Origin of the sequence: Gordonia sp. (in: high G+C Gram-positive bacteria) (assembly GCF_047606305.1) — a bacterium.
Classification (GTDB): domain Bacteria; phylum Actinomycetota; class Actinomycetes; order Mycobacteriales; family Mycobacteriaceae; genus Gordonia.
Genome location: NZ_JASGER010000075.1, coordinates 1 through 24,044, shown reverse-complemented (window position 1 = coordinate 24,044; position 24,044 = coordinate 1). Strand labels below are relative to the sequence as shown.

Annotated in this window: 20 protein-coding genes; 14 read left to right on the top strand and 6 right to left on the bottom strand. The window is 69.5% G+C overall.

Annotated elements, in window-relative coordinates; translation table 11 throughout:
• Positions 1 to 261: 261 nt before the first annotated feature.
• From QM634_RS11650 to QM634_RS11640, 3 genes are all read right to left on the bottom strand, one after another.
• The gene (locus QM634_RS11650; protein ID WP_415042941.1) at positions 262 to 1,095 is read right to left on the bottom strand and encodes a hypothetical protein; all 834 of its coding nucleotides are present in this window, start codon (positions 1,093 to 1,095) and stop codon (positions 262 to 264) included.
• A 74-nt stretch (positions 1,096 to 1,169) separates the two neighbouring features.
• Positions 1,170 to 2,276 (bottom strand): hypothetical protein, encoded by a 1,107-nt coding sequence (locus QM634_RS11645; RefSeq protein ID WP_415042940.1) that lies wholly within the window; start codon positions 2,274 to 2,276, stop codon positions 1,170 to 1,172.
• An 11-nt stretch (positions 2,277 to 2,287) separates the two neighbouring features.
• Positions 2,288 to 3,229 carry a hypothetical protein gene (locus QM634_RS11640; RefSeq protein WP_415042939.1) on the bottom strand — a complete coding sequence of 314 codons (942 nt, stop codon included), beginning with the start codon at positions 3,227 to 3,229 and terminating at the stop codon, positions 2,288 to 2,290.
• A gap of 238 nt (positions 3,230 to 3,467) precedes the next feature.
• Between QM634_RS11640 and QM634_RS11635 the strand changes: the two genes are divergently transcribed.
• The gene (locus tag QM634_RS11635; protein WP_415042938.1) at positions 3,468 to 4,247 is read left to right on the top strand and encodes a lysophospholipid acyltransferase family protein; all 780 of its coding nucleotides are present in this window, start codon (positions 3,468 to 3,470) and stop codon (positions 4,245 to 4,247) included.
• A gap of 13 nt (positions 4,248 to 4,260) precedes the next feature.
• Positions 4,261 to 6,591, top strand: coding sequence for a M20/M25/M40 family metallo-hydrolase (locus QM634_RS11630; RefSeq protein ID WP_415042937.1), 2,331 nt, complete (start codon positions 4,261 to 4,263; stop codon positions 6,589 to 6,591).
• 11 nt (positions 6,592 to 6,602) lie between these two features.
• Here QM634_RS11630 and QM634_RS11625 read toward each other — a convergent pair whose 3' ends face one another.
• Positions 6,603 to 8,564 carry a cutinase family protein gene (locus QM634_RS11625; protein WP_415042936.1) on the bottom strand — a complete coding sequence of 654 codons (1,962 nt, stop codon included), beginning with the start codon at positions 8,562 to 8,564 and terminating at the stop codon, positions 6,603 to 6,605.
• Between the two features lie 171 nt (positions 8,565 to 8,735).
• A complete protein-coding gene (locus tag QM634_RS11620; RefSeq protein WP_415042935.1) occupies positions 8,736 to 9,932 on the bottom strand; it encodes an alpha/beta fold hydrolase in 1,197 nt (398 codons plus the stop codon).
• A gap of 54 nt (positions 9,933 to 9,986) precedes the next feature.
• Between QM634_RS11620 and QM634_RS11615 the strand changes: the two genes are divergently transcribed.
• The 3 genes from QM634_RS11615 (at position 9,987) to QM634_RS11605 (ending at position 13,293) form a co-directional block, all read left to right on the top strand.
• Entirely contained in the window at positions 9,987 to 10,766 is a 780-nt protein-coding gene (locus QM634_RS11615) for a lysophospholipid acyltransferase family protein (protein ID WP_415042934.1), read from the top strand.
• The gene (locus tag QM634_RS11610) at positions 10,763 to 11,626 is read left to right on the top strand and encodes an HAD family hydrolase (protein ID WP_415042933.1); all 864 of its coding nucleotides are present in this window, start codon (positions 10,763 to 10,765) and stop codon (positions 11,624 to 11,626) included. The genes QM634_RS11615 and QM634_RS11610 overlap by 4 nt, the downstream gene beginning before the upstream one ends.
• 149 nt (positions 11,627 to 11,775) lie before the next feature.
• Complete coding sequence (locus tag QM634_RS11605; protein WP_415042932.1) at positions 11,776 to 13,293, top strand: SpoIID/LytB domain-containing protein; 1,518 nt, start codon at positions 11,776 to 11,778, stop codon at positions 13,291 to 13,293.
• Between the two features lie 8 nt (positions 13,294 to 13,301).
• Here QM634_RS11605 and QM634_RS11600 read toward each other — a convergent pair whose 3' ends face one another.
• A complete protein-coding gene (locus QM634_RS11600) occupies positions 13,302 to 14,051 on the bottom strand; it encodes a DUF2185 domain-containing protein (protein WP_415042931.1) in 750 nt (249 codons plus the stop codon).
• 158 nt (positions 14,052 to 14,209) lie between these two features.
• Here QM634_RS11600 and QM634_RS11595 point away from each other — a divergent pair, with 158 nt between their 5' ends.
• The 9 genes from QM634_RS11595 to QM634_RS11555 all read left to right on the top strand — a co-directional run bounded on the left by QM634_RS11595 (position 14,210) and on the right by QM634_RS11555 (position 23,770).
• Positions 14,210 to 14,467, top strand: coding sequence for a hypothetical protein (locus QM634_RS11595; protein ID WP_415042930.1), 258 nt, complete (start codon positions 14,210 to 14,212; stop codon positions 14,465 to 14,467).
• Positions 14,464 to 14,868: a PIN domain-containing protein gene (locus tag QM634_RS11590; protein ID WP_415042929.1), complete on the top strand. Its 405-nt coding sequence runs from the start codon at positions 14,464 to 14,466 to the stop codon at positions 14,866 to 14,868. The genes QM634_RS11595 and QM634_RS11590 overlap by 4 nt, the downstream gene beginning before the upstream one ends.
• Positions 14,869 to 14,879: 11 nt before the next feature.
• The gene (locus QM634_RS11585; protein WP_415042928.1) at positions 14,880 to 15,608 is read left to right on the top strand and encodes a hypothetical protein; all 729 of its coding nucleotides are present in this window, start codon (positions 14,880 to 14,882) and stop codon (positions 15,606 to 15,608) included.
• 79 nt (positions 15,609 to 15,687) lie between these two features.
• The gene (gene glf / locus QM634_RS11580; RefSeq protein WP_415042927.1) at positions 15,688 to 16,890 is read left to right on the top strand and encodes a UDP-galactopyranose mutase; all 1,203 of its coding nucleotides are present in this window, start codon (positions 15,688 to 15,690) and stop codon (positions 16,888 to 16,890) included.
• 9 nt (positions 16,891 to 16,899) lie between these two features.
• The gene (locus tag QM634_RS11575; RefSeq protein ID WP_415042926.1) at positions 16,900 to 18,843 is read left to right on the top strand and encodes a glycosyltransferase; all 1,944 of its coding nucleotides are present in this window, start codon (positions 16,900 to 16,902) and stop codon (positions 18,841 to 18,843) included.
• Positions 18,824 to 19,423 (top strand): phosphatase PAP2 family protein, encoded by a 600-nt coding sequence (locus QM634_RS11570; protein WP_415042925.1) that lies wholly within the window; start codon positions 18,824 to 18,826, stop codon positions 19,421 to 19,423. Before QM634_RS11575 ends, QM634_RS11570 begins: the two co-directional genes overlap by 20 nt.
• Complete coding sequence (locus QM634_RS11565; protein WP_415042924.1) at positions 19,423 to 20,412, top strand: decaprenyl-phosphate phosphoribosyltransferase; 990 nt, start codon at positions 19,423 to 19,425, stop codon at positions 20,410 to 20,412. Before QM634_RS11570 ends, QM634_RS11565 begins: the two co-directional genes overlap by 1 nt.
• 4 nt (positions 20,413 to 20,416) lie before the next feature.
• The gene (locus QM634_RS11560) at positions 20,417 to 22,468 is read left to right on the top strand and encodes a hypothetical protein (RefSeq protein WP_415042923.1); all 2,052 of its coding nucleotides are present in this window, start codon (positions 20,417 to 20,419) and stop codon (positions 22,466 to 22,468) included.
• Between the two features lie 342 nt (positions 22,469 to 22,810).
• Positions 22,811 to 23,770 (top strand): alpha/beta hydrolase, encoded by a 960-nt coding sequence (locus QM634_RS11555; RefSeq protein ID WP_415042922.1) that lies wholly within the window; start codon positions 22,811 to 22,813, stop codon positions 23,768 to 23,770.
• Positions 23,771 to 24,044 lie beyond the last annotated feature (274 nt).

Sequence of the window (24,044 nt, the reverse complement as noted above, 5' to 3'; positions counted from 1 at the left end):
GGTGGCGGTGGCGGCGACGACTCCGGGCGCGGTGGCGCCGGCGGCGACCGGCGCGAGCATCGCCGCGACGGTGGTGGAGCCGAGGAGACCGATGGCGATACGGGTGGGGAGCGTGTCTTTTCGCATGGCGCTGAAGCTATCGAGCACACACGCCCGCAGGATGACTCTGATTCAAACAGATTTTATCTGCGCGCAGAACACCCGGTAAACGCGCAGGTCATAGCGGCGAAATACCCCGCGTGACCTGCGTCTCGCACCTGGTCAGCGGCTGTGGTGGGCCCGAGCGGGCGGTACCCCCAGAGCGGCGCCGAGTGCCCGCTGGGCGTCGGCGACGGCTTTGGTGGCCGGGCTCGGGATCACGATGCCGGACAGCTCGCGCGGGACCGCGACGGGAAGCCGCGGTGCGACGGTGCGGGTGAGGTCGCCGACGGTGACCGGCTGCTGCGGGGTCCACGGCAGCGGCGCGGCCAGCTGCTGCGCGGCCGGCTTGCGACCGGTGTCGCCGTAGTACTGGCGGAGCTTGCGGTTGTGGTAGCGCGCCTCGCCGAGGCCGTCGTTGTAGCCGTTGACCGCACCGGTGATGGTTCCGGCGATGCCGCCGATCACCGCACCGATCCCGGCGCCGACGACGGCGCCGGCGACTCCGAGGAGGCCGACCGCGAGGAAGGCGATCCCGGCGCTGGCGATCCCGACGATCAGGCCGGCGCCGAGGCCGACCAGTCCGCCGATGATCGCGCCGGCGAGCGCGCCGTAGAGCAGGCCCTGGATCCCGACCTGGGCAGCGCCCTGCTGCGCGTAGCGCTGGGCCCACTCCTGCTCGTTGACGTAGCCGTCCTTCTTGGCGGGGGTCGCGGCCCGGTCGCCGACGAGGACGATCGGCGCGGGTGCGGCCGGTCCGGCGGTGCCGATGGGGGCGGTCGTGATGACGACGTAGGGGCGTGCCGGTGGTGCCGCGACGGGGGCGGGGGTCGTGGACACGGGGCGTGCGGCCATCGCGCCCGCGGGCGTCAGGCCCGAGGCCGTGGGGGAGAGCAGGGTGGCGGCGGCCGCGGCGCCGACCAGGCCGACGGTGAGTCGGGCGGCATTGGTACGCATGGCTAAGGAGAGTAGTCCGAACACAAACGAACCCCGCGCACCGACGTGCGCGGGGTTCGTTGTGTCGGTTTCGATCAGCGGATGCGCTTGGGAACCGGCAGCCCGAAGGTACGGGCGACGGTCCGGTGGGCGTCGTTGATCGAGCGGTTGACCTGAGCCTGGGTCGGCACCACGAGCTGCGGGACCTGGACCGGCGCCGGGGCGACGGCCTTGGTCGGCTGCGGGGTGAAGACCGCCTGGGCCTGCTTGGCCGCCTGGTTCACGAACTGGTTCACCTGCTGCTGGCCCTGCTGGACGAACTGGTTCACCTGGTTCTGGCCCTGGCGGACGAACTGGTCGACCTGGTTCTGGCCCTGGCGGACCATCTGATCGACCGGGTTGACCGGCGCACCCTTGGTCGGCTGCGGCAGCAGCGCGGCCTGGGCCTGGCGGACCAGCTGGTCGACCGGGTTCACCGGGGCGACGGCCAGGGTCGCGGCCGATGCGCGGCGCGGCGCAGCAGCCTTCTGGTTCTGGCTGTAGGCGCCGCCGGCGATGCCGCCGAAGATGGCACCGACGATCGCGCCGACGATGGCGCTCACGATCGCGCCGATGGCGATACCCGGCAGCATCCCGATCGCAGTCGCGACCCCGCCCAGGCCGCCAACGATTGCGCCGCCGAGGCCGCCGATGAGAATGCCGGCCGGCACCGTGATGAGCAGAAGCGGGAAGAACGGGATGCCGAGCGCGAGGCCAGCTGAGGCGCCGCTGATCGCCCCGCCGATGCCGCCGATCACGGCGCCGCCCACGATCGGGTAGAGGAATGCCGAGAGCGCGCCTGCGAGTGCACCGCTCAGCGCGCCGCCGATGGCACCACCTGCGGCGTAACCGGGATCGACCTTGCCGTTGGCGGCGTCGTGCTTGCCGAACTGCTTGTTGTCCAGGGCGACGACGACCGGGGCCGACTTGGCCGGGCCGGCGATGCCGGGCAGCGCCGTCTCGACCATGACCAGCTTCTTGCCGGGGACCGAGGGGAGGACCGGCGCGGGGGCCGCCTTCTTGCTTGCGACGACCGGCTTGGCGGTCGCGGCGACGGAGCCGACGGTGGTCGCGCCGGAGGCCACGGGGGCGAGGAGGGCGGCGATCGTCGCCGAGCCCATCAGGCCGACCGCGATGCGGCCGGTGATCTTGGTGTTACGCATGGGGTGTTCTGCTACTTCCGATTGGCGGGGAGGGGGAGGCCGAACTGCTTGGCCACGGACCGGTGGATGTCGTTGATCGACCGGTTGATCTGGGTGGTGGTCGGGACCGCGAGCTGCGGAACCTGAACCGGGGCGACCGCCTGGCGCGGGGCCGGGACGAAGGCCTGGGCCTGCTTGGTGGCGTGCTGGACGAACTGGTTCACCTGGGTCTGGCCCTGCTGGACGAACTGGTCGACCGGGTTCACCGGGGCGTTCACCTGGACCGGTGCCGACACCGGACGGCCACCATTCTGGCGGACGGCGTTGTTGTGACGCTTGGCCTGGTTCTCGCCCTGGATGTAGCCGTTGATGCCACCACCGATGGCACCGACAATCGCGCCCACAATGGCGGGAACGATCGCACCGATAAGCGCGGCTCCACCACCGATGATGATGGCCCCAAGCGCGGCACCGATCACAGTGCCGACGATCGGGAAGATAGCTGAACCAATACCTGCGCCGGCGATCGCTCCACCAATCGCCGCAGGGACGCCGGCAAAGATCGCACCCACGACAGCGCCACCGAGGGCACCAATCGCAGCACCCTGCCCGGCGCCCTGGAGGGCGCCCTGGTTGGCGGCGTCGCCGACGTTGACGTAGCCCTGCTTGACCTCGTGGCGGCCGAGGTCGGTGAGCGCGGCGGCCTGCTTCTTGTCGACGGCGACGGTCACGGCCGTCGGGACGGCCGGGCCGGCCATGCCGACGGGGGCGAGCGGAACGGTGACCAGTTCCATGCCGGGGATCGAGGGGAGGACCGGGGCGGCCGGAGCCGTCGTGACGGTCGCGGGCTTGACCATGGCGGCAGCCGGGCCGACGGGGGTGGCGCCGGAGGCGGCGGGCGCGAGGAGCGCGGCCACGCCGGCGGTGCCGATCAGGCCGAGGGCAACCCGGCCGGTAACGGTGGTGGTTCGCATGTCACTACTTTCGGTTGGAAACGGCGTACTTAGATGCGAGCAGAGATCTGACGCATAGATAATCGCAGGCCACGGCCTCGGCGTTAGCACATCGTGGACCACAGTTTTACTTCCCTGCATCCCTCACGGCGCTGTTACCTGCGTATTCGCCCGTCTCTGTGAATCTCCTGGAAATCCGGCATACCTGCCTTTTCGTCGCCCCTGCCGCTGCGGCGGGCCCGCGACTAGGATTCGCCGTATGGAACCGGTCTACGACTCGATCATCGCCGCGGCGCGCTCGCTGTGGGCATTCCAGGGCATCAAGTTCAAGATCTCCGGCGTCGAGAACACGCCCGCCGAGGGGCCCGGCGTCGTCGCGATCAACCACACCGGCTACCTCGACTTCACCCTCGCCGGCATCCCCGCCTATCTGCAGGGCAAGCGCAAGGTCCGCTTCATGGCGAAGAAGGAGGTCTTCGACAACAAGATCTCCGGTCCGCTGATGCGCGGCTGCAAGCACATCCCCGTCGACCGCACCGCGGGCGCCGAGAGCTACCAGGCCGCCGTCGACTACCTGAAGGCGGGCGAGCTCGTCGGCGTCTACCCGGAGGCGACGATCAGCCGCAGCTTCGAGATCAAGGCCTTCAAGTCCGGCGCCGCGCGCATGGCGTTGGAGTCGGGTGCGCCGATCATCCCGACGCTCATCTGGGGTGCGCAGCGCATCTGGACCAAGGGTCACCCGAAGAATCTCGGCCGCGCGCACATCCCCGTCGCGATCGGCGTCGCCGAGCCGCTCGAGGCCACCGGCTCGCCCGATGCGCTCACCGCCAAGCTGCACGACGTCATGACCGCCAAGCTCGACGAACTCAAGGAGCAGTACGTCGAGCTCAACGGTCCGTACCCCGCCGGCGAGTTCTGGGTGCCCGCCCGTCTCGGCGGTGGGGCGCCGACGCTCGAGGAGGCCACCAAGGCCGACGAGGCCGAGCAGGCCGAGCGGATGGCGAAGAAGGCCGAGCGGGAAGCAAACCCGGACGCCTAGTGCGTCGCATGAGATGACCGTCGACGACGCCGACGCAAGAGTCTCGTCCGGCCCGCGCGGGCTGGGAATCGCCGGTGCGGTGGGGGCACTGCTCCTGTTGGTGATCGCGGCCCTGGCCGTGCTCGACCAATCCCCGCCGACCGCGGTGCGGGCCGATGCCCCGGCGTCGGAGTTCTCCGCCGAGCGCGCCCATCAGCAGATCGTCCGGTTCGCGACCGCCCCGCATCCCGTCGGCACGCCGGAACACGAGCGCGTCCGCGACTATCTCGTCGGGCAGCTGCGCGCCCTCGGTCTGCAGCCGCAGGTCGACGACGCGGTCGGCGTCGTGCCCGCCGGCATCGGTCAGGTCGCCGGACTCATCCCCGTCGCCCGCACCCGCAACATCGTCACCGTCATCAAGGGCACCGCGCCGACCGGTCGGCTGATGCTGTCCGCGCACTACGACTCGGTGCCGTCGGGGCCCGGCGCCAACGACGACGGCGCCGGGGTGTCGACGATCCTCGAGGTCGCCCGCGCCCTCACGACCGGCCTGCCGCCGCGCAACGACATCGTGCTGCTGATCACCGACGCCGAGGAGCCCGGACTGCTCGGCGCCGAGGCGTACACGCACTCGAGGCCGCGCGGCGAGACCCCCGCAATCGTGCTGAACCACGAGTCGCGCGGGACGTCCGGAGCGGTCCAGATGTTCCGCAGCACCGGTGGATCTGCCGCTCTCACAAGGCTTTTCGCCGATGTCGCTCCGCATCCGGTCGCCGATTCCACGTCGTCGACGCTGTTCGGCCTGATGCCCAACGGCACCGACTTCACGGCCTTCTCCGCCGACGGCTACAAGGCGATGGACTTCGCCTACCTCGAGGGCGGCGCGCACTACCACTCGATCCGGGACGCCGCCGCTTTCGTCGACCAGCGCTCACTGCAGCAGATGGGCGCGAACGCGCTCGCGATGACGCGGGCCCTCGGCACCGCCGACCTCGCCGAGTACACGCGCCCCCAGGGCGACGAGGTGTACTTCAACGTCCCGCCCGGGCTGTTCGTGCACTTCCCGACCGCCTGGGCGTGGGTGCTGGTCGCGCTGGCGGTGCTGCTGGCCGTGGTCGCCGTCGTGCTGGTCGTGCGGGCCGGGGAGGCGACCGTGCGCCGACTCGTTTGGGCGGTCATCGCGGTCGGCGTGCTGATGGGCGCCGGCGGCCTTGCCGGGCTGGGGTACTGGGGTGTGCTGTGGTTGATCCGGCCCGACCTGGCCTCCTTCCCGTCGCCGTGGCGGCCACTGGCCCTGCAGGCCGGTGTGCTCGCGATCGCGGTCGTGGTGCTCGGGGTCTGGTACCCGCTGGTGCGCCGCCTGGGGACGTGGGCGCTGTGGGCGGCGGCCGTGATCGTGCTGACCGTGTTGGGCGTCGCCGGGGTGGTGGTCGCACCGCAACTGGCGCCGATCCTGGTGCCCGCGCCCTTCGCCGCGCTCGGCGGCATCCTCGCCCTACGAACGTCGAATCGGGTGGGGCGGGCGGTCGCGCTGACGATCGGACTCGTGCCGACGGCGGTCATGCTCATCGCGGTCGGCTGGACGACCTTCAGCATCGGCCTGCGCGACGGCCTGTACCTCGCGGTGCCGCCGATGATGCTCGCGGCGGTCCTGATGCTGCCGCTGGTGGCCGCGCCACAGATCCGGTGGCGCCGACTGCTGTCCCTGCCCGCCGCGGCCGCGCTCCTGGCGATCGTGCTGGCGGTCGTCGGACTGCGGATGAACACCCCGGGCGCGACGCGACCGAGCCCGGCGCGTCTGGTGTACGCGCTCGACGCCGACACCGGGCGGGCGTCGTGGGCGGTGCCCAGCGGCAAGCTCGAGTGGACGAAGCTCGATCCGTGGACCCAGCGCCTCGTCGGGAGCCAGACGGTCGACAACCCGGCCCCCGATCCGACACTGCCGCGCGCCCGGGTCGGTCCGGCGCCGGTGGTGACCGTGCCCGCTCCGACGCTGCAGATCCTCGGCGACACCACCGTCGGCGGGATCCGCACGGTGCGGCTGTCCCTCGCCTCGCCGCGCGGCGCCGAGGGACTCGTGCTGGCCGTCGACGACCGGGACGGGCGGGTCACCGCCATTCGCGCCGCCGGCCGCGACGTCCCGGTGAAGCCCGAGGAGGGGAAGGTCGGCGTGCACCTCTACGCGATGTCGGGGCCGGTCGAGGTGGACCTGGATTTCCGGGCCGGGGCGCCGCTGCCCGTCACGCTCGCCGACGTCGACCAATTGGCCTCGGCATTGGCGGCGGTCCCCGGCTATCAGCCGCCGCCGGACCGGTTGTACCTGCGGTACAGCTGGTTCACCGTGATCACGACGCATCGGCTCTGACGGGAGTCGGGCTATCCCGCGGCGCCGCCGCCTGCCGTTGCGCCCGCCGCCGGACCTCCGGCGCCGGCACCGGGGGTCGTACCGGTGGTGCCACCTGCGGTTCCGCCGGTCGAATCGGTTGCCGGCGCGTCCGGTTGCTGCGAGAGGGTTCCCGCTTGCGGCTGGAGTTGCGGACCGGTCTGTTGCTGCGGCGCTTGCTGCCCCGGCGCGGGCGGCGTGATCGGCTGCGCCGGAATGGGCTGTTGGACCGGCGGAGTCGGTGATTCGACCACCGGTGGCGTCACCGGAGCGGGAGACGGAGCCGGGGTCGCCGTCGGGCTCGGAGCAGGAGTGGGCGCCGGATTCGGTGCAGGTTCCACCGGCGGAGTCGTCACCGTCGGCGCCGGCGCTCGCCGCGCATCGGCCGCCGGGAAGTCGGCGAGCCCGCCGTCGGCATTCTTGCTCGTCGTCGCCAACGTGCCCGTCGCCGACTTGGCCGCATCGACCCCGGGGGTGGCCTCGAGTGCCTGGTCGGCGTTGTGCACAAGGGTGGTCAGCGTGGCGGCGGAGAGTTGTGCGGGCGCCGCGGCGAGTGTGGTTGTCGCCGACTCGGTGCCCGGTGTTGCCGGAGGGCCGTGATTGAGCCACGTGTTGGGCCAGACCTCGTCGCCGGGGATGAAGCCGATGCCCAGCTGGCCACCCATGAGGTTGGGGTGGCCGAAGACGCCGCCGAGCTGATTGCCCCAGTAGATCGAGGCGTTGACCGGGATGGCGATGATGCTGGCGATGCTGCGGGCCACGAGTTCGGCATTGGCGAACAGCGGACCGGGGTTGCCGGTCAACGCGGGGATGATCCCGGAGACCAGGTTGGCCACGGTGAACACATCCGGCAGGTACCCGCCCGAGTGATAGGTCAGGTACGGCAGTTGCGGCAACAGCCCGTAGACCAGCTTGAACAGCGGCTGTAGGTCCGAGATCCCCACGCCGGGCAGTACGCCGTTGAGGTTCAGGCGTTCTTGGACCTTGCCGTAGATGTCGGGGATAGCCGCGACATCCTCGGCCGACATTCCCAGTGCCGTCGCGGCGATGCGGATGAGGCGGGTCACCGAGGAGACGTCCTGAAGAACGCACACGTTTCCGCCGTTGTTCGGGGCTTCGTGGCAGACGACGTGGCCGCCCCCGTTGATGTTCTCCCAGTCTTCCGGTTTGAGGCTGTTGATCCAGCCGAACTGCGGGTAGTCGGTGTGCTTGACGAAGTAGCCGAGCAGGCCGTCGATGGCGCCGAGCGGGTCTTTGACCGGGTCGGCGAGGTAGCAGATCGGGTCGCCTTGCTCGCAGAGGGTGTTGACCGGGATGTCCCCGAAGCCGCCGTCTCGGCGGCCGCTCATCGTCAAGCCGGGGATGACCCCGAAGAGGGTCATCTCAATCCCGCGGCCGGCGAAACCAGAGATCCGCTCTTGGCGAGGATCGGAGAACAAGGTGCCGGTGATGTTCTCTTTGCTGATGCCGGGGAGTCGACCGTTGCCGATGTCGGAGAGTACGTCGCCGGCCACCCGGGCGCCCTGCGAATAGCCGGTTACCTCGATATTCGGCATCGTGCCGTCCTCGGACTTGCACTGCGACTGGTAGTCGCTGATCGCGTTGATGGTCGCCTGCCGCCCCAGGTCGGCGTCGTGGTCGTAGCCCATCGGGCCGGTCGGCCACAGCGTCGTCGGGTATTGGACCTGGATGACGTCCTTGCCCTCTTCTTTCGCCTTGGCCACCAGACCGGCATACGCGCTGCCGCTGGTGTCACCCGTTCCGGGCACGAAGATGACGGCGCCGTTGGCCGCACAGGCGGCATGCGCCGGCGGCGTGCTCAGGAAAGACGCACACAGGGCGACCGCTGCGGCGATGGCCGCGACGGCGGTCGCGCGAGTGGCCCCGCTCCACCGTGACGGCGCCTTCGACGCGTTGTCCGCCATCGGCTCGACGGGGTGAGCGGTGGTCTCCATGTGTCCTCCGGAGTGCGGCTCTGGGCGGCCCACATCGACGATGTGATCACGCGTGTTGCCAGATATACCCCCTGAGGGTAAGCCGGTGTGAGCTGGATTACAACAACTTCTTACCGACGGGTCAGATCACGTGGACAGTTCGGACGGCCGACTGCGAAGAACCCGGTCCGGCTACCGGGCGCCGACGGCGACCCCGCCGCGGATCAGTTGCGCGATGATCTCCAGCGATCCGCGCTTGGGCAGCGCCACCAGTTCGTCGGCCCGCTGTGGCAACCGGTCGCCCTCGCCGTCGCGCATCGCGCGCATGATCTGCTGCGCCGCGCGACGGTGCGAGTCCAGCACGCTGTGCCCCAGGTCGGGCAGCTCCACGAGGACGGCGCCGGGCACCAGGTCGGCGATCCGGCGCGAGACCGGGGGCGGGGTCTGCATGTCGCGCGCGCACGCGATGACCGCGGTCGGCCAGGTGAAGCGCGGCAGCTCGGCGACCATCGACACCGGCTCGCCGGTGAACGGCTCGTCGGAGTGCGCGGCGAACGGTGCGACCGGGTCGAGCGGCAGCCCGTCGGGGTCGTGTGCGTAACCCAGCTCCCCGTAGGCGATCCCGGCGACCAGGTCGGGCTCCATGATGTACGGGCTGGCCCCGTCGAACTCGGCCTCCCCGATCTTGGCCACCTGCTTCCACAGGACGCGGGCCTTGCCGAGGGCGCGGGCCGCCGCCAGCCGTCGCACGACGTCCGGTCCGCACATCTCGTAGGTCGAGGTGATCACCTGGCCCAGCTCGGCGGCGGGCACGACGTCGGCCTTGACCAGGGTGCGCACCGCGTCGGCCGTCTCGCCCGGACCGTCGACCAACAGCTCCCGGCGGTAGGCGCGCGTGGTGGCCAGGTCGTCCAGGACGTCGAGGATCGGGGAGTCGAGCACCATCGCGGCGACCCGTTGGGGATGGCGCACCCCGAAGAGCTCGGCCAGGTAGGTCCCGTAGGAGCTGCCGAACACCACCGCGCGCTCGATGCCGGCGTCGTCGAGGACGGCGGCGAGGTCGTCGGCCGCGGCGACGGCGGTCACCGCCGCGCGGGTCAGCGGGGCGCCGGTCGTGTCGAACCGCGACAACCCGATCCCGCGGTGCTCCATCATCACCAGGTTCAGCCCGAGATGGGCGGCTTCCCGTCGCAGCGCCCGGTACGGCACCGCCGAGGCCAGCCCGGGACCGCCGGGGATGACGACGATCGGCAGTCCGTCGGAGGGGCCGCTGCGGACGTAGGCGATATCGACCTCGGCCTCGCCCGCCGGTCGTCGGACGCGTCCCCCGCCGCGGGCCACCTCGCGCTCGGCGACGCGGCGCATGATTGCCGCGGTGGGGGAGCTCATGCCGCCAGGGTAGACCCGCGCGGCGCGGTAGTGTCGGGCTCGAAGGGAGTGGAGATGGAGCCGGTTTACCGCACGCTGGAGCTCGTCGGCGTCGTGCTGCATCGCGCCCAGGGCGTCAGGGTCGACTTCCGCGGTGCCGACCACATCCCGCCGACCGGCGGTGCGGTCCTCGCGATGAACCACACCGGCTACATGGACTTCCTGCCGATCGCGCTCGGCGTCTATCGACGGGGTCGGCGCATCCGGTTCATGGCCAAGTCGGAGATGCGCGACAACGCGATTCTGAACTACCTGATGAACCACACGGGCACCGTCGCCGTGGACCGGTCGGCCGGCCACGAGGCCTACGAAGAGGCGGTGGAGGCGTTGCGCGCGGGTGAGCTCGTCGGCGTCTACCCGGAGGCGACGCACAGCCGCAGCTTCGAGATCAAGGAACTCAAGTCCGGGGCGGTCCGCATGGCCGCGGCCGCCGGCGTACCGGTCATCCCGGTCATCGGCTGGGGCGCGCACCGGCAGTGGGGCAAGGGGGTGCCCCGGTCGATGGGGCGCTCCAAGATGCCGATGATCGTCGAATACGGGTCGGCGATCGACGTGTCCGACGTCGACCCGGACTCGCCGGAATCGGTCGACGCCAAGGTCGCGGAACTGCGCGCGGCGATGATCGCCATGCTGCACCCGATCCAGGAGGAGTACCCCCACCCGGCCGGTGAGCCGTGGGTGCCGGCGCGACTCGGCGGATCGGCGCCCACCTACGACGAGGCGAAGGTCATTGAGGACGAGGAAGCGGCCCAGAAGGCCGCGGCCCGCGCGGCGAAGCGCGAGTCCGACGGGTGAGCGCCGCCGACGGGTCGCCGTCGCTCGTCGCCAGCGACGTCGACGGCACACTGCTCGACGACCAGAACCGCATCACCCCGGCGACGGTGGATGCGGTGACCGCCGCGGCCCGCGCCGGCGTCGACCTGGTCCTCGCGACGGGGCGCCCGCCGCGCTGGATCGCCGAGGTCACCGACCAGCTCCCCGTTCCGCCGGACCTGGCCGCCGCGCGCCCCGGCGGGTCGCTCGTGCGGTACGCGGTCTGCGCCAACGGCGCCATCGTCTACGACCTGGAGAACGACCGCATCCTGCACGCCGCCGAACTGGAGGTGCCGCGGCTGCGCAAGCTCATCGAGATCCTCGACGAGGTGCTGCCCGACGCCGGGCTGGCCGCCGAACGGGCCGGGGCGTCGGCGCACGACTCGGCGACGCGGCCGTTCGTCGCGACCAGCGGCTACGAGCACGCCTGGCTCAACCCCGACCACGAACTCGTCGACGACGTCGACCTGGCCGACGCACCCGCGGTGAAGCTGTTGGCACGGGCGCCGCAGATGCGCAGCGAGGAGATGGCCGAGCTGCTGGTGCCCGCGGTCGGCGACCTGGCCGCGGTCACGTTCTCCACCAGCAACGGGCTCGTCGAACTCGCGGTCCCGGACACGCACAAGGCGTCGGGGTTGCTGACACTGGCGCACCTTCGCGACCTGCCGATCGAGGCCGTCGTGGCCTTCGGTGACATGCCCAACGATGTCGAGATGCTGCGCTGGGCCCATCACGGCGTGGCGATGGGCCACGGCCACCCCGAGGCCATCGCGGCCGCCGACGAGGTCGCGCCGAGCAACAACGACGACGGCGTGGCGTCGGTCCTGCGGCGCCACTTCTGAGCGGCGGCGGCCAACCGTGACCGGCTCGTTACCGACGGTGCTTGTGGGCACTTAGTCCCGTCACTACAGTCACACAAGTCCCATTAGTCACACAGGTCCCATGGATGGGCGTCGGGAAGGCAGTCATGCGTCGAGTACGGAACAAGGCGATGTCCGCTGCACTGGCCCCGGTCCTGGTCATCGGCGGCATCGCGATCGTCGGGGTCACCGCCACGACGGTCACCACGATCCACCTGACCGCCGGCGCCGACGTGAAGCTCGACGGCCGCGGCAACGGCCACGGTCGCGGCATGGGGCAATGGGGAGCTTTCGGCTACGCCAAGAAGGGTTGGACGGCGGACCGGATCCTCCGCCACTACTACGGCGGCACCACCGCGGGGAAGGCGGACAAGCCCGAGGTCTCGGTGATCCTCACCAAGATCCGCTCGGTCAATGTGCGCGCGGACGCGCCGATGCGAGTCGGTGGACAAACCGTGGCACCCGGACAGGCCGTGCGCCTGGCCGGGCCCACGGCCACCATCACCAACGGGTGCAACGGCGCCGTCGTCAAGACGGTGCCGCTCGGCGCCAACCCCTTCGTCGACCCGATCAACCCCGCGCCCAGTCGCCCGGCGGCCGAGCTCCTGCGCCTGTGCGGCAACAACGCGGCGTTCCGCGGCGGACTCGGGCTCGTCGACGGGAAGGTCGTGAACCGGCTGCACGTCGACGACTACGTCAAGGGCGTCATCCCCCGCGAGAGCCTGCCCAAATGGGCCGACGAGGGCGGTGCCGAGGCACTCAAGGCGCAGGCCGTCGCCGCACGGACCTATGCGCTGGCCGCGCTGGCCAAGGGCAAGAAGATCGACGACACGATGAACTCGCAGGTCTACGGCGGGGCGGCCGAAGAGGATCCGCGCACCAACGCAGCGGCCGACGCGACCGCGGGCCAGATCCTGCTCGCCGGCGGCGCCCCGGCTTTCACCGAGTTCTCCGCGTCGACCGGCGGGCACACCGCCGGCGGCAACTTCCCGGCCGTGCAGGACGACGGCGACGCCGTGTCGCCCGCGCATCGCTGGACCGCGACCGTCGGCGCCGACAGCGTCGGCCGGGCGTTCGACGTGGGTGCGCTCAAGACCCTCGAAGTGGTGCAGGCCAACGGCCTCGGTCCGGCCGGCGGTCGGGCGATGCGGGTGAAGGCGGTCGGCTCGCGCGGCGTCAAGGAGGTCTCCGGCGAGGAGGCCCGGACGCTGCTCAAGCTCAAGTCGTCGTGGTTCACCGTCGCCGGGCAGACGACCAAGCCGCGGATCGTCGCGCCGGAGACCGGCCCCGGCGCCTCGGTCAGTCCGCTCGGCCCGCTGGAGAACTTCGACCTGGGTTCGCTGCTGCGCGGCGTCGCCGACAACGCCAGCTTCGACCCCGGCACGGTGGACAAGCTGCTCGGCGCGGCCGGCACCGCCTTCGCCGCCAAGCAGATCGCGCTCGGCGGTCGCAAGTCACCGCTGGGCAAGCCCCTGGGCGTGCCGTCGATGACCGAGGACGGCGAGGGCGTGCAGCAGCGCTTCCAGCACGGGCTGATGCTCTTCTCGCCGCAGACCGGTGCGGCCGCCTTCTCGCACCGCGGCTGGCGGGCGTTCAACGAGCGCGGCGGCCTGGTCGCCCTCGGCTTCCCGCGCGTCGACGAGTTCTAGGGCTCGCGCTACCGGTATCGGCAGGCGAAGAAGTAGAACGAGTCCTGGCGCTGCACCGCGTAGAGCATCGTCGACCACATGCGGCCCTGCCCGTCGGGCATGGCGTCGCGGTGCGCGGCGATGTGGTTGACCAGTTCCTGCGGAAGCGGCGGTTCGGCGACCAGCGGCAGACCGGGCGGCAGCACGCCGGTGCCGAACCAGCGCTCGAGGTCGGGCTCCCCGTCGCCGACGGTGAACAGCAGGCAGCGCGTCGTCGGGGCGGCGCCGCCGGAGAAGGTCGCCGACACCAGCGCCATGTCCCAACCCGGCACGGTGGCGAAGGCGCTGCACGTCTCGCTGGCGATCGCGTCCTCGCGTTTGGCGATCTCATACGGGTGCGGCCCGGGCGCCGCGGGCCGCGTGCGCCGGATCGGTCCGCTGCGCGGCGGTTCGGGGATGACCTGGCGGCCGTTGGTGGTGTCGAGGATCCGGGTGCCGGCCTCGTCGCGGACCAGCTGAAGGTCGGAGCCGACGGGCAGCGGCCACATCTCGATGAGTGCGGGTTCGAGGGCGCAGACGTCGTTGTAGTCGACGATCTGCCAGCAGCCGTCGCTCTTCAGGTACGCCTCGTCGTCGATGTGGCTCATGATCCGCCACCCGTTGTCGGCGGGGTCCTGCGATTCCTCGCGGACCATCCAGCGCACCTGCCCGCGCCCGGACATCACGTTGGTCGTCGCGAGGCAGGCGCCTGCTCCCTGGATGAACTCGTTTGGCGGCATTGCGCTCCTGTTCGACGGCGGCCGCGTGGGCCTCTGCACGAAGGATACGACCCGTGTCCAGGACCGCATCAACGAACGACCGTGGCGCGGTTCCTCCGGGCCAACCCGTCATCTGGAGGCTACCTCGTGTAGCACGATATCAGTGCTACACTGATCACATGGCAAATCTGACGATCACCGTGGACGAAGAGACGCTGAAGCGAGCCCGTATCCGCGCGATCGAGCGCGGCGAGTCCGTGAATCAGTACCTGGCGGACCGACTGCGCGAGTACGCCGACGACGACCAGGTTCGGCAGCGTAAGACTGAAGCGGCACGGCGCTTCATCGCGTTGTCTGAGGAGCTCAAGGGCAGCAGCGGTGGTCGTGGCTGGACGCGCGAAGAGCTCTACGAAGAGCGCATCGGGCGGCCCGAATGACGGTCTTCCTCGACACCAACGTTTTTGCCTACCTGTACGACGAAACGGCCGAGGAGAAGCGGCGAGTCGCAGCTGAGGTGTTGGAGAATCACGCGGCCGACGCTGTCATCAGCACCCAAGTGCTGATCGAACTCCATGCGGTCCTCACACGGATCGGCCTGTCGCGTGAACATGCAGCCCGGGTCCTGGATGCCATCGAGATCGACGTGGTGACGACCGACGAGCACCTGGTGCGGAGGGCCGCCACCACTGCAGCAGAGCATCAGCTATCGATCTTCGACGCCTTGATCTTGGAAGCTGCCGCCAGTTCGGGCTGCGAGGAGCTGTGGACCGAGGACTTGGCCGCGGGCTCGACCCTGCGCGGCGTTCGGATCGTGAACCCCTTCGCCGGCGTTGCGTGAGCATGGATGACTTGGCCGAGCTCGACGAGGGTGTCGTCCGGGTCGTACGCGGCGAGGAACGGTCACTGAACTGGATCGTCGGCGTGGTCGCGCCGTTCATCGCGGTGATGGGCGGGTTCATGCTCGGCTCGTCGGTCTTCGGGGAGTCCGATGCCGATTTGCTGGGGTTCGGCTCCGTCGGTATCGCGATGATCCTCTTGGCGCTGGTCACGGTTCCACTGCTCCGGCCGGGATGGTTACCGGTGTTCTTGCGCAGGTCCTGGTACCGCCGCGGCGAGCAGACGGTCGAGTTCGGTGTGCGGCGCTGGGCCAACATCCCGTTCGCCGTGGCGATGCTGCTCTTCGGTGCGGCGCCACTCATGTGGTTGGCGTTGGAACCCGATAGCACGATGATCACCGGCCGCGGCACGTTCATGTTGTGGCTGTCGCCGGTTCTGATCCTGCTGGGGTTGGCGTTCCTCATCCCCGGTGTGAGCCGTACCAGAGTGGGCAAGCGGTCTGTCTCCATTGCCGGCCGATCCTTCGGCCGTCGCCGCACAGTGGTTGTGACCGACATACAGGCGGTGACTCTCGATGCGCCGAACCACAACATCCGGCTCCGCGTCGTGGGTGACGTCGCGCGTGCGGGCAAGAAGAAGTCGGACAAGGCGTGGGTACCAGTGCCGTGGTGCGGGGACGTGAGCATGCTCGAGCAACTGCGCGACATTCAGGAAGTGCTCGGGGTTCCGATCACGCTGTAGGTGCCGGGTCTGGATACATCGAGACCCCGAACCGAGTGAAATGGGGATTCTCAGGGTCGGTCCGATACCCTGAACACCCGTGGCGAGCAATAACGAGACCTACGACCTCATCGTCGTCGGATCGGGCCTGTACGGCCTGACCGTGGCCGAGCGCGCGGCTACCCAACTGGGCAAGCGCGTGCTCATCGTCGAGCGCCGCGAGCACCTGGGCGGCAACGCCTATTCCGAGGCCGAGCCGACCACCGGCATCGAGGTCCACCGGTACGGCGCGCACCTGTTCCACACCTCCAACAAGCGGGTCTGGGACTACGTCAACCAGTTCACCTCGTTCACCGACTACCAGCATCGCGTGTTCGCGATGCACGACGGCCAGGCCTACCAGTTCCCGATGGGCCTGGGCCTGGTCTGCCAGTTCTTCAACCGCTACTACACCCCCGACGAGGCCCGGGCGCTGATCGCCGAGCAGGCCGCCGAGTTCGACACCAAGACGGCGAAGAACTTCGAGGAGAAGGCGATCAGCCTGATCGGACGCCCGCTGTACGAGGCCTTCATGAAGGACTACACGGCCAAGCAGTGGCAGACCGATCCGAAGAACCTGCCGGCGGCGAACATCACCCGCCTGCCGGTGCGCTACACGTTCAACAACCGCTACTTCAACGACACCTACGAGGGCCTGCCCACCGACGGCTACACCGCATGGCTGCAGAACATGGCCGCCGACGACAAGATCGAGGTGCGCCTGGACACGGACTGGTTCGACGTGCGCGACGAGTTGCGCGCCGCCAATCCCGACGCCCCGATCGTGTACACCGGACCGCTGGACCGCTACTTCGACTATGCCGAGGGCCAACTCGGCTGGCGCACTCTGGATTTCGAGACCGAGGTGCTGCCGACCGGCGACTTCCAGGGCACCCCGGTGATGAACTACAACGACGCGGACGTGCCGTACACGCGCATCCACGAGTTCCGCCACTTCCACCCCGAGCGGGACACCTACCCCGACGACAAGACCGTCATCATGCGCGAGTTCAGCCGCTTCGCCTCCGACGACGACGAGCCGTACTACCCGATCAACACCCCCGAGGACCGGGCCATGCTCGCCAAGTACCGCGAGCGCGCCGCCGCCGAGCTGCGCGAGAACAAGGTGCTCTTCGGCGGCCGCCTGGGCACCTACCAGTACCTGGACATGCACATGGCCATCGCCAGTGCCCTCACCATGTTCGACAACACGCTGGCCCCGCATCTGAGCTCCGGTGCGCCGCTCGTCGAGCAGAACGATTAAAGAGAGCCCATGACTACAGCGACCAAGTCCAAGGGCGCCGCCAAGGCGCAGCCCGACTCCAAGGCCGTCGAGCTCCTGCAGCGCGTGATCTTCCCGCGCCCGGGCGAGCCCCTCGACGTCCGCTCGCTCTACCTCGTCGAGGCCGAGGGCAACAACCGTCGCGCGCACTCCCCGTCGCGCACCTCGGTGACCATCGGCGGCGAGTCCGAGGTCAGCTTCCAGACCTATTTCAACGCCTTCGCCGCCGCCTACTGGCGTCGCTGGTCGACGCTGAAGTCGGTCGTGCTGCGCGTCGAGCTCACCGGCACCGCCCGCGTCGACATGTACCGCTCGAAGATCGACGGTTCGCGCATCGGCATCGGCGGCGACCTGGTCCCGGTCGACAAGAACGGCAAGGGCTTCATCGAGTTCGAGGTCGACCTGGGCCCGTTCGAGGACGGCGGCTGGATCTGGTTCGACGTCACCACCGACACCGATACCGAGATCACCGCCGCGGGTTGGTATGCGCCTGTGGCTGCCCCCACCCCGTCCGAGGGGGGCAGGGACAAGCGCGTCACGGTCGGCATCCCGACCTTCAACCGGCCCACCGACGCCGTCGCCGCACTCGCCGCACTGACCAGCGACCCGATGGTCGACGAGGTCATCGACGCGGTGATCATGCCCGACCAGGGCACCCGCAAGGTCGTCGACGAGCCCGGCTTCGACGAGGCGTCGCAGCGTCTGGGCGACCGCCTGCACATGTTCGACCAGGGCAACCTCGGCGGCTCGGGCGGTTACTCGCGCATCATGTACGAGGCGCTGCGGCTGACCGACAGCCCGTACATCCTGTACATGGACGACGACATCGCCATCGAGCCCGACTCGATCCTGCGCGCGCTGGCGCTGTCCCGGTTCGCCAAGACCCCGATGCTCGTCGGCGGGCAGATGCTGAACCTGCAGGACCGCAGCCACCTGCACTGCATGGGCGAGGTCATCAACCGCCACACGTTCATGTGGACGGCGGCGCCCTTCGTCGAATACGACCACGACTTCTCCAAGTACCCGATGAGCGACCGGGACAACTCGAAGAACCTGCACCGGCGCATCGACGTCGAGGGCAACGGCTGGTGGATGTGCATGATCCCGCGCGAGTGCGCGGAGACCATCGGCCTGCCGATGCCGCTGTTCATCAAGTGGGACGACTGGGAGTTCGCGCTGCGCGCGGCCAAGGCCGGCTACCCGACGGCGACCGTGCCGGGCATCGCGATCTGGCACATGGCGTGGAGCGACAAGGACGACGCCATCGACTGGCAGGCCTACTTCCACCTGCGCAACCGGCTCGTCGTCGCGGCCATCCACCACGACGGACCGATCAACGGCATCCTCACCTCGATGGCCAAGGCCACCGGCAAGCACCTGCTGTGCCTGGAGTACTCGACCGTCGCCATCCAGAACGAGGCGATCCGCGACTTCCTCGCCGGCCCCGACCACATCCGGTCGCTGCTGCCGACGGCGCTGGGCAAGGTCGCCGGGATGCGCAAGGAGTTCCCCGACGCGGTGGTGCTCGATTCGGCCACCGAGCTGCCGACCGCGACCGGTGAGGCCACGGCGCTGGGCGTCAACGAGCCGAAGAACCCGGTGAAGAAGGTGCTGACCCTGGGTAAGGCGCTGGCCAACAACCTGCGCCCGGCCGACCCGCGCCACCACGAGGTCCCGCAGGCCAACTACCCGCCGGTCGAGGCGCGCTGGTACTCGCTCGGCCGCGTCGACGGCGTCACCGTCACCACCGCCGACGGTCGTGGGGTGGTGTACCGCCAGCGCGATCGCGACAAGGCGCTGGCCCTCGGCAAGGAGTCGGCCGCGCTCGTGAAGGAGCTGCGCGAGCGGTTCCCCGAGATGAAGCAGAAGTACCGCGACGCACACGCGGACCTCGTCAGTAAGGAAAGCTGGGCGAATGTCTTCGGAATCGACTGACGTGGTGGCCCCCGGCGGCAAGCCGGCGGGCGAGGCGGCGATCCTCGTGGGCATCCAGTCCGCCATCACCAATCCGACGACGGTCAAGGCCGCCCGCGGCCTCTCCCACTTCGGCGAGCACTCCCTCGGCTGGCTCGCGCTCGCCGGGGCCGGGGCGCTGCTGGCCGCCCGTCGCGGCGACGAGACCGCCAAGCGCCGCTACATCGAGGCCGGCATCGGCGCCTTCGGCGCGCACGCCGCGTCGGTGATCATCAAGCGCATCGTGCGCCGCCCCCGGCCCAACCACCCCGACATCCGGGTCGGCGTCGGCACGCCGAGCAAGCTGAGCTTCCCGTCGTCGCACGCGACGTCGACGACGGCCGCCGCGATCCTGCTGGGCCGCGCCGCTGGGCTGGGGCCCGCGACCCTGCCGGCGGTGATCGTCCCGCCGATGCTGCTGTCGCGGCTCGTGCTGGGCGTGCACTACCCGACCGACGTCCTCGCCGGGGCCGCGATCGGAGCGGCGAGTGCCGGTGCGGTCATCGCGGGTGACAAACTAGTGGGCGACCGATTGTTCGCAAACCGAAAGCCAGGAGTCTGATGAGCGAGGAGCCGATCGAGAGCGGCAAGGTCCTCGGGCCGCCGAAGAACCTGGCGACCGGCCTGGTCAAGGCCATCCGCCCGCGCCAGTGGGTGAAGAACGTCCTGGTCCTGGCGGCACCGCTGGCCGCCGGGCAACTGACCTTCGGCAAGGCCAGTGCCGAGCAGATCGCCAACGGCACCACGCCCGCCGAGGTGTGGCAGAACGTCGGCATCGCCTTCGCCGCCTTCTGCCTGGCCGCGTCGGCGATCTACCTGCTCAACGACGCGCTCGACGTCGAGGCCGACCGCAACCACCCGACCAAGCGCTTCCGCCCGATCGCCGCCGGTGTCGTGCCGGTCAACCTGGCCTACCTGCTGTTCGTGGTGTTCGCGGCCGGATCGATCGCGGTCGCGCTGCTGGCGAACAGTGGGACGGCGATCGTCATCGGCGTCTATCTGGCGATCCAGATCGCCTACTGCCTGGGCCTCAAGCACCAGGCGGTGCTCGACATCTGCATCGTGTCGTCGGGCTTCCTGCTGCGCGCCGTCGCCGGCGGTGCGGCGACCGGGATCGAACTCTCCAAGTGGTTCCTGCTGGTGATGGCCTTCGGCTCGCTGTTCATGGCGGCCGGCAAGCGCTACGCCGAGCTGCACCTGGCCGAGCAGACCGGCGCCAAGATCCGCAAGTCGCTGGAGTACTACACGACCGGCTACCTGCGCTTCGTGTGGACGCTCGCCGCGACGTCGGTCGTCGTGTTCTACGGACTGTGGGCATTCGAGAAGGAAGCCCACAAGTTCAACGGTGCCGACAACGACAACATCTTCTACGCCCTGTCGATGGTCCCGTTCACCATCGCGATCCTGCGCTACGCCGTCGACGTCGACGGGGGCGAGGCGGGCGAGCCGGAGGAGATCGCGCTGGGAGACCGGGTTCTTCAGGTCCTCGCCGTCGCCTGGATAGTATGCGTGGGTGTCGCCGTCTACGCCTACCCGCTCTGGATCAAGTGAGCGCGTGACCCCAGCAGGAGGGGAGACGACCTCCCCGTCGCGCAGCACGCTGCGCACCCGCGTCGCCGCCGGCAGTTTCCTCGTCGGCGCGATCGTCGTCTCGGCGCTGTTCGCGACGGGCGGCTGGCAGCGCCGGTGGAACGCCGACGACGGGCTGATCGTCCTGCGCACCGTCCGCAACCTGATGGCCGGCAACGGCCCGGTGTTCAACATGGGCGAGCGCGTCGAGGCCAACACCTCGACCCTGTGGCAGTACGTCCTCTGGTTCTTCTCCTGGCTGACCGGCGGTCAGCTCGAGTGGGTCGCGATCTGGACCGCGCTGACGCTGTCGGTGCTGGCCGTCCCGCTCGCGATGTACGGGACCGCGCGGCTGTACTGGCCGTCGATCTCGGCCGGCGGGCTGAGCCTGCTGCTGCCGTTGGGCGCGATCATCTACATCGCCCTGCCGCCGGCCCGCGACTTCGCGACCAGCGGCCTGGAGAACGGCCTCACCATCTTCTGGGTCGCCGGGCTGTGGGTGCTGTTCCTCGCCTGGTGCAGGCGTGAGCCCGGTGCTCGCCGCGACGGCGCGTCGACGCTGCTGCTCGCCTTCGTCGCCGGTCTGGCGCCGCTGATCCGCCCGGAGATCACCCTCCTGGGCGCTCTCGTACTCGTCGTCCTGGTGTGCTCCCCGACGACCTGGCGCATGCGCTTCGGGATCGCGGCGGTGGCCGGCTTCCTGCCGGTCGCCTACCAGGTCTTCCGCATGGGCTACTACGCCGTGCTCGTGCCGAACCCGGCCATCGCCAAGGACGCGTCGGGATCGAAGTGGGGACAGGGCTTCAAGTACCTGTCCAACATGTTCGGCCCGTACGTGCTGCTGCTGCCGGTGATCCTGGCGCTCATCGCCGTCGGGTGGCTGCTGTACTCCCGGCGCACCGCGGTACCCGCGTCGCCGGCCCCCGTCGCCCGCGGGCGGCACGCCAAGCCCGATGACGACGACGCGGTGCTCGACTCGGTCGCCCAGATCGCCGACGCCCGCCCGACGGGACTGCGCGCGCGATGGACCCGGCTGAGCCACGGTCTGCGGCAGCCGAAGACCGCGGTGATCGTGGTCCTGGTCGCCGGCCTGCTGCTGTCGCTGTACTGGCTGCGCCAGGGCGGCGATTTCATGCACGCCCGCGTGCTGCTGACCCCGCTGTTCATCTTGCTGCTGCCGATCATGGTCATCCCGGTGACCATCCCCGAGCACGTGCGGCTGGCGTGGCGCGCACCGAACAGTCCCGCCGACGAGGTCGTGCGCCGCAAGACGCGCACCGCGCTGGGCGGCGCCGTCCTGATGGGCCTGATCTGGATCGCGACCGTCTCCTGGGCGATCGTCGTGCACGAGAACACCCTCGAGGGCGACGGCCTGGACATCGGGCGCGTCGGCATCGTCGACGAGCGGCGCTTCTACGCGGTCAACATGGGCAACCCGAACCCGGTGACCGCGCAGGACTACCTCAAGTTTCCGCGCATGGAAGCGATGATGAAGTCGATCGAGGAGTTCCACGAAAAGGGCGCGGTGCTCATCGCCTCGGCGAACTACGACGAGTGGTACTACGTCAAGCTGCCCGACAAGATGCCGCCGAACACGCCGCGGCAGGTGTCGGTGTTCTTCCTCAACCTGGGCATGACGAGCATGAACGCCCCGCTCGACGTCCGGGTCATCGACCAGATGGGTCTGGCGTACCCGATCGCCGCGCACACCGACCGGCTGCCCGACGGGCGCATCGGCCACGACAAGATCCTGCCGCGCGAGTGGGTGGTCGCCGAGTCGGGTGCTTTCGGGCGCTACCCGCTGCTGCCGATCTTCATGGACGAGGAGGTCGTGCAGCAGGCGCAGGTCGCGCTCACCTGCCCGGCGACCATGGACCGCATCGCGTCGTACAAGGACAAGCCGTTCACCCTCAAGCGGTTCCGCAGCAGCCTGCGACAGTCCTTCGGCTTCACCGACTACCGGATGTCGCGGATCCCGGAGTACGAGATTCAGCGCTGCGGGCTGCCCATGCCTCCCCGGATCCGACCGGAGAAGTAGCGCAGCTGTGGCCCGTGTGGTTCACGGGGCTGGGGAACCTGCGCGTTTCCTGTCAACCTGAGAGCCGGGTAACAGCGCCGCGACCTGCGGCGATAGAACTACCGTGGATCGGGTGAGGGGTCTGTCGGCCCCATCACAGCGTTGTACGGTTTGTGAGTCACAAACCTGTTGCAATACGATTCTCTAGCGTTGCGGTCTGCTGGATTTGTGGTGCACGAATCCGCAATCCGCTGTAATCGAAAAAGCCGTGTCGCGCCCTGCGCAACACGGCGGACCGCACCCGGACAACCCGGGTCGCGGAACGGATATGGAGAGATCAGTCGTATGTCGAAGACTGTGCCTATGACGGCGAAGACGAGGAACCGTCTCCTCGCGATGGTTATCGCGCTGGCGACCGCCCTCGGACTGGTCGCCGTGACCAGCGGTGAGGCGGCAGCGCGCATCGGTGGCACGCAGGTGGGGCTCCAGCAGTTCTGGGTCAACGGCTGCGGCATGCCCAAGGTCAAGGTCCGCGCGTGGAAGCGCCCGGGCAACTACAAGACCGTCATCATGCTCGACGGCATGCGCGCCCAGTACGACTACAGCGGCTGGGAGATCAACACCAACATCCAGGAGATGGTCCGCTCCGGCATCAACGTCGTCGAGCCCATCGGTGGACCGGCCAGCTTCTACACCGACTGGGTCGCCCCCAGTAACTTCAACCACCAGCGCTACCGCTACCGCTGGAACTGCGTCATCACCCGGACGCTGATCCGCGGTCTGGACCGTCGCGGCTTCCGCGTCGGCCGCGGCAAGCACAAGAAGTACGCCATCATGGGCCTGTCGATGGGTGGCAACGCCGCCCTGTCGATCGCCGCGCAGAACCGGCGCACCTTCGACCGCGCCGGCTCGCTCTCGGGCTACAACTTCCTGTCCGCGCCGGGCATGCGCACGATGATCCGCCTGGCCATGCTCGACGTCGACCCCAAGCCGTGGAACGTCGACTCCATGTGGCCGTTCTTCGGACCGCAGTGGTTCCAGAACGACCCGATGTGGAACATCGGCAACATGCACGGCATGAAGGTCTTCGTCGGCTCGGGCAACGGCCTGTTCGGCAAGTACAACGCCCTGCCGAACGTGTTCGACGACCTCTTCAAGGGCTCGACCCTGGAGTTCCTGGCCTACGTCCAGGCCAAGGCCTTCGAGGCGAACGCCGCGATCCAGGGCCTGCCGGTCATGACCTACGACGCCGTCGGCACCCACGCCTGGGGCTACTGGCAGGACATGGTCTGGAACGCCAAGGCCCGCGGGTTCTTCCGCTAGACACCGGGATCTCTTAAGTAACAGAAATCCCTTCTGTCACAGCGTGGCATAACCAAATCACGACGCCCTCCGTGTAAGAACTACACGGAGGGCGTTGTGCTTTCTCCGGGGGCCTGCGTGGGTCGCACCGGGTGAGCTCCTCGCCCGGCAGATCGCGAAGGAGCAGTGCTGGTGACGACCTCGGGGCGCCGAGCGCCGATGGCCCGGTGGAAGGGCGGCGCACTGGCGTGCGCGCTGTCCGCCGCCCTGGCCCTGCCCCTCGTCGCACCCGCCG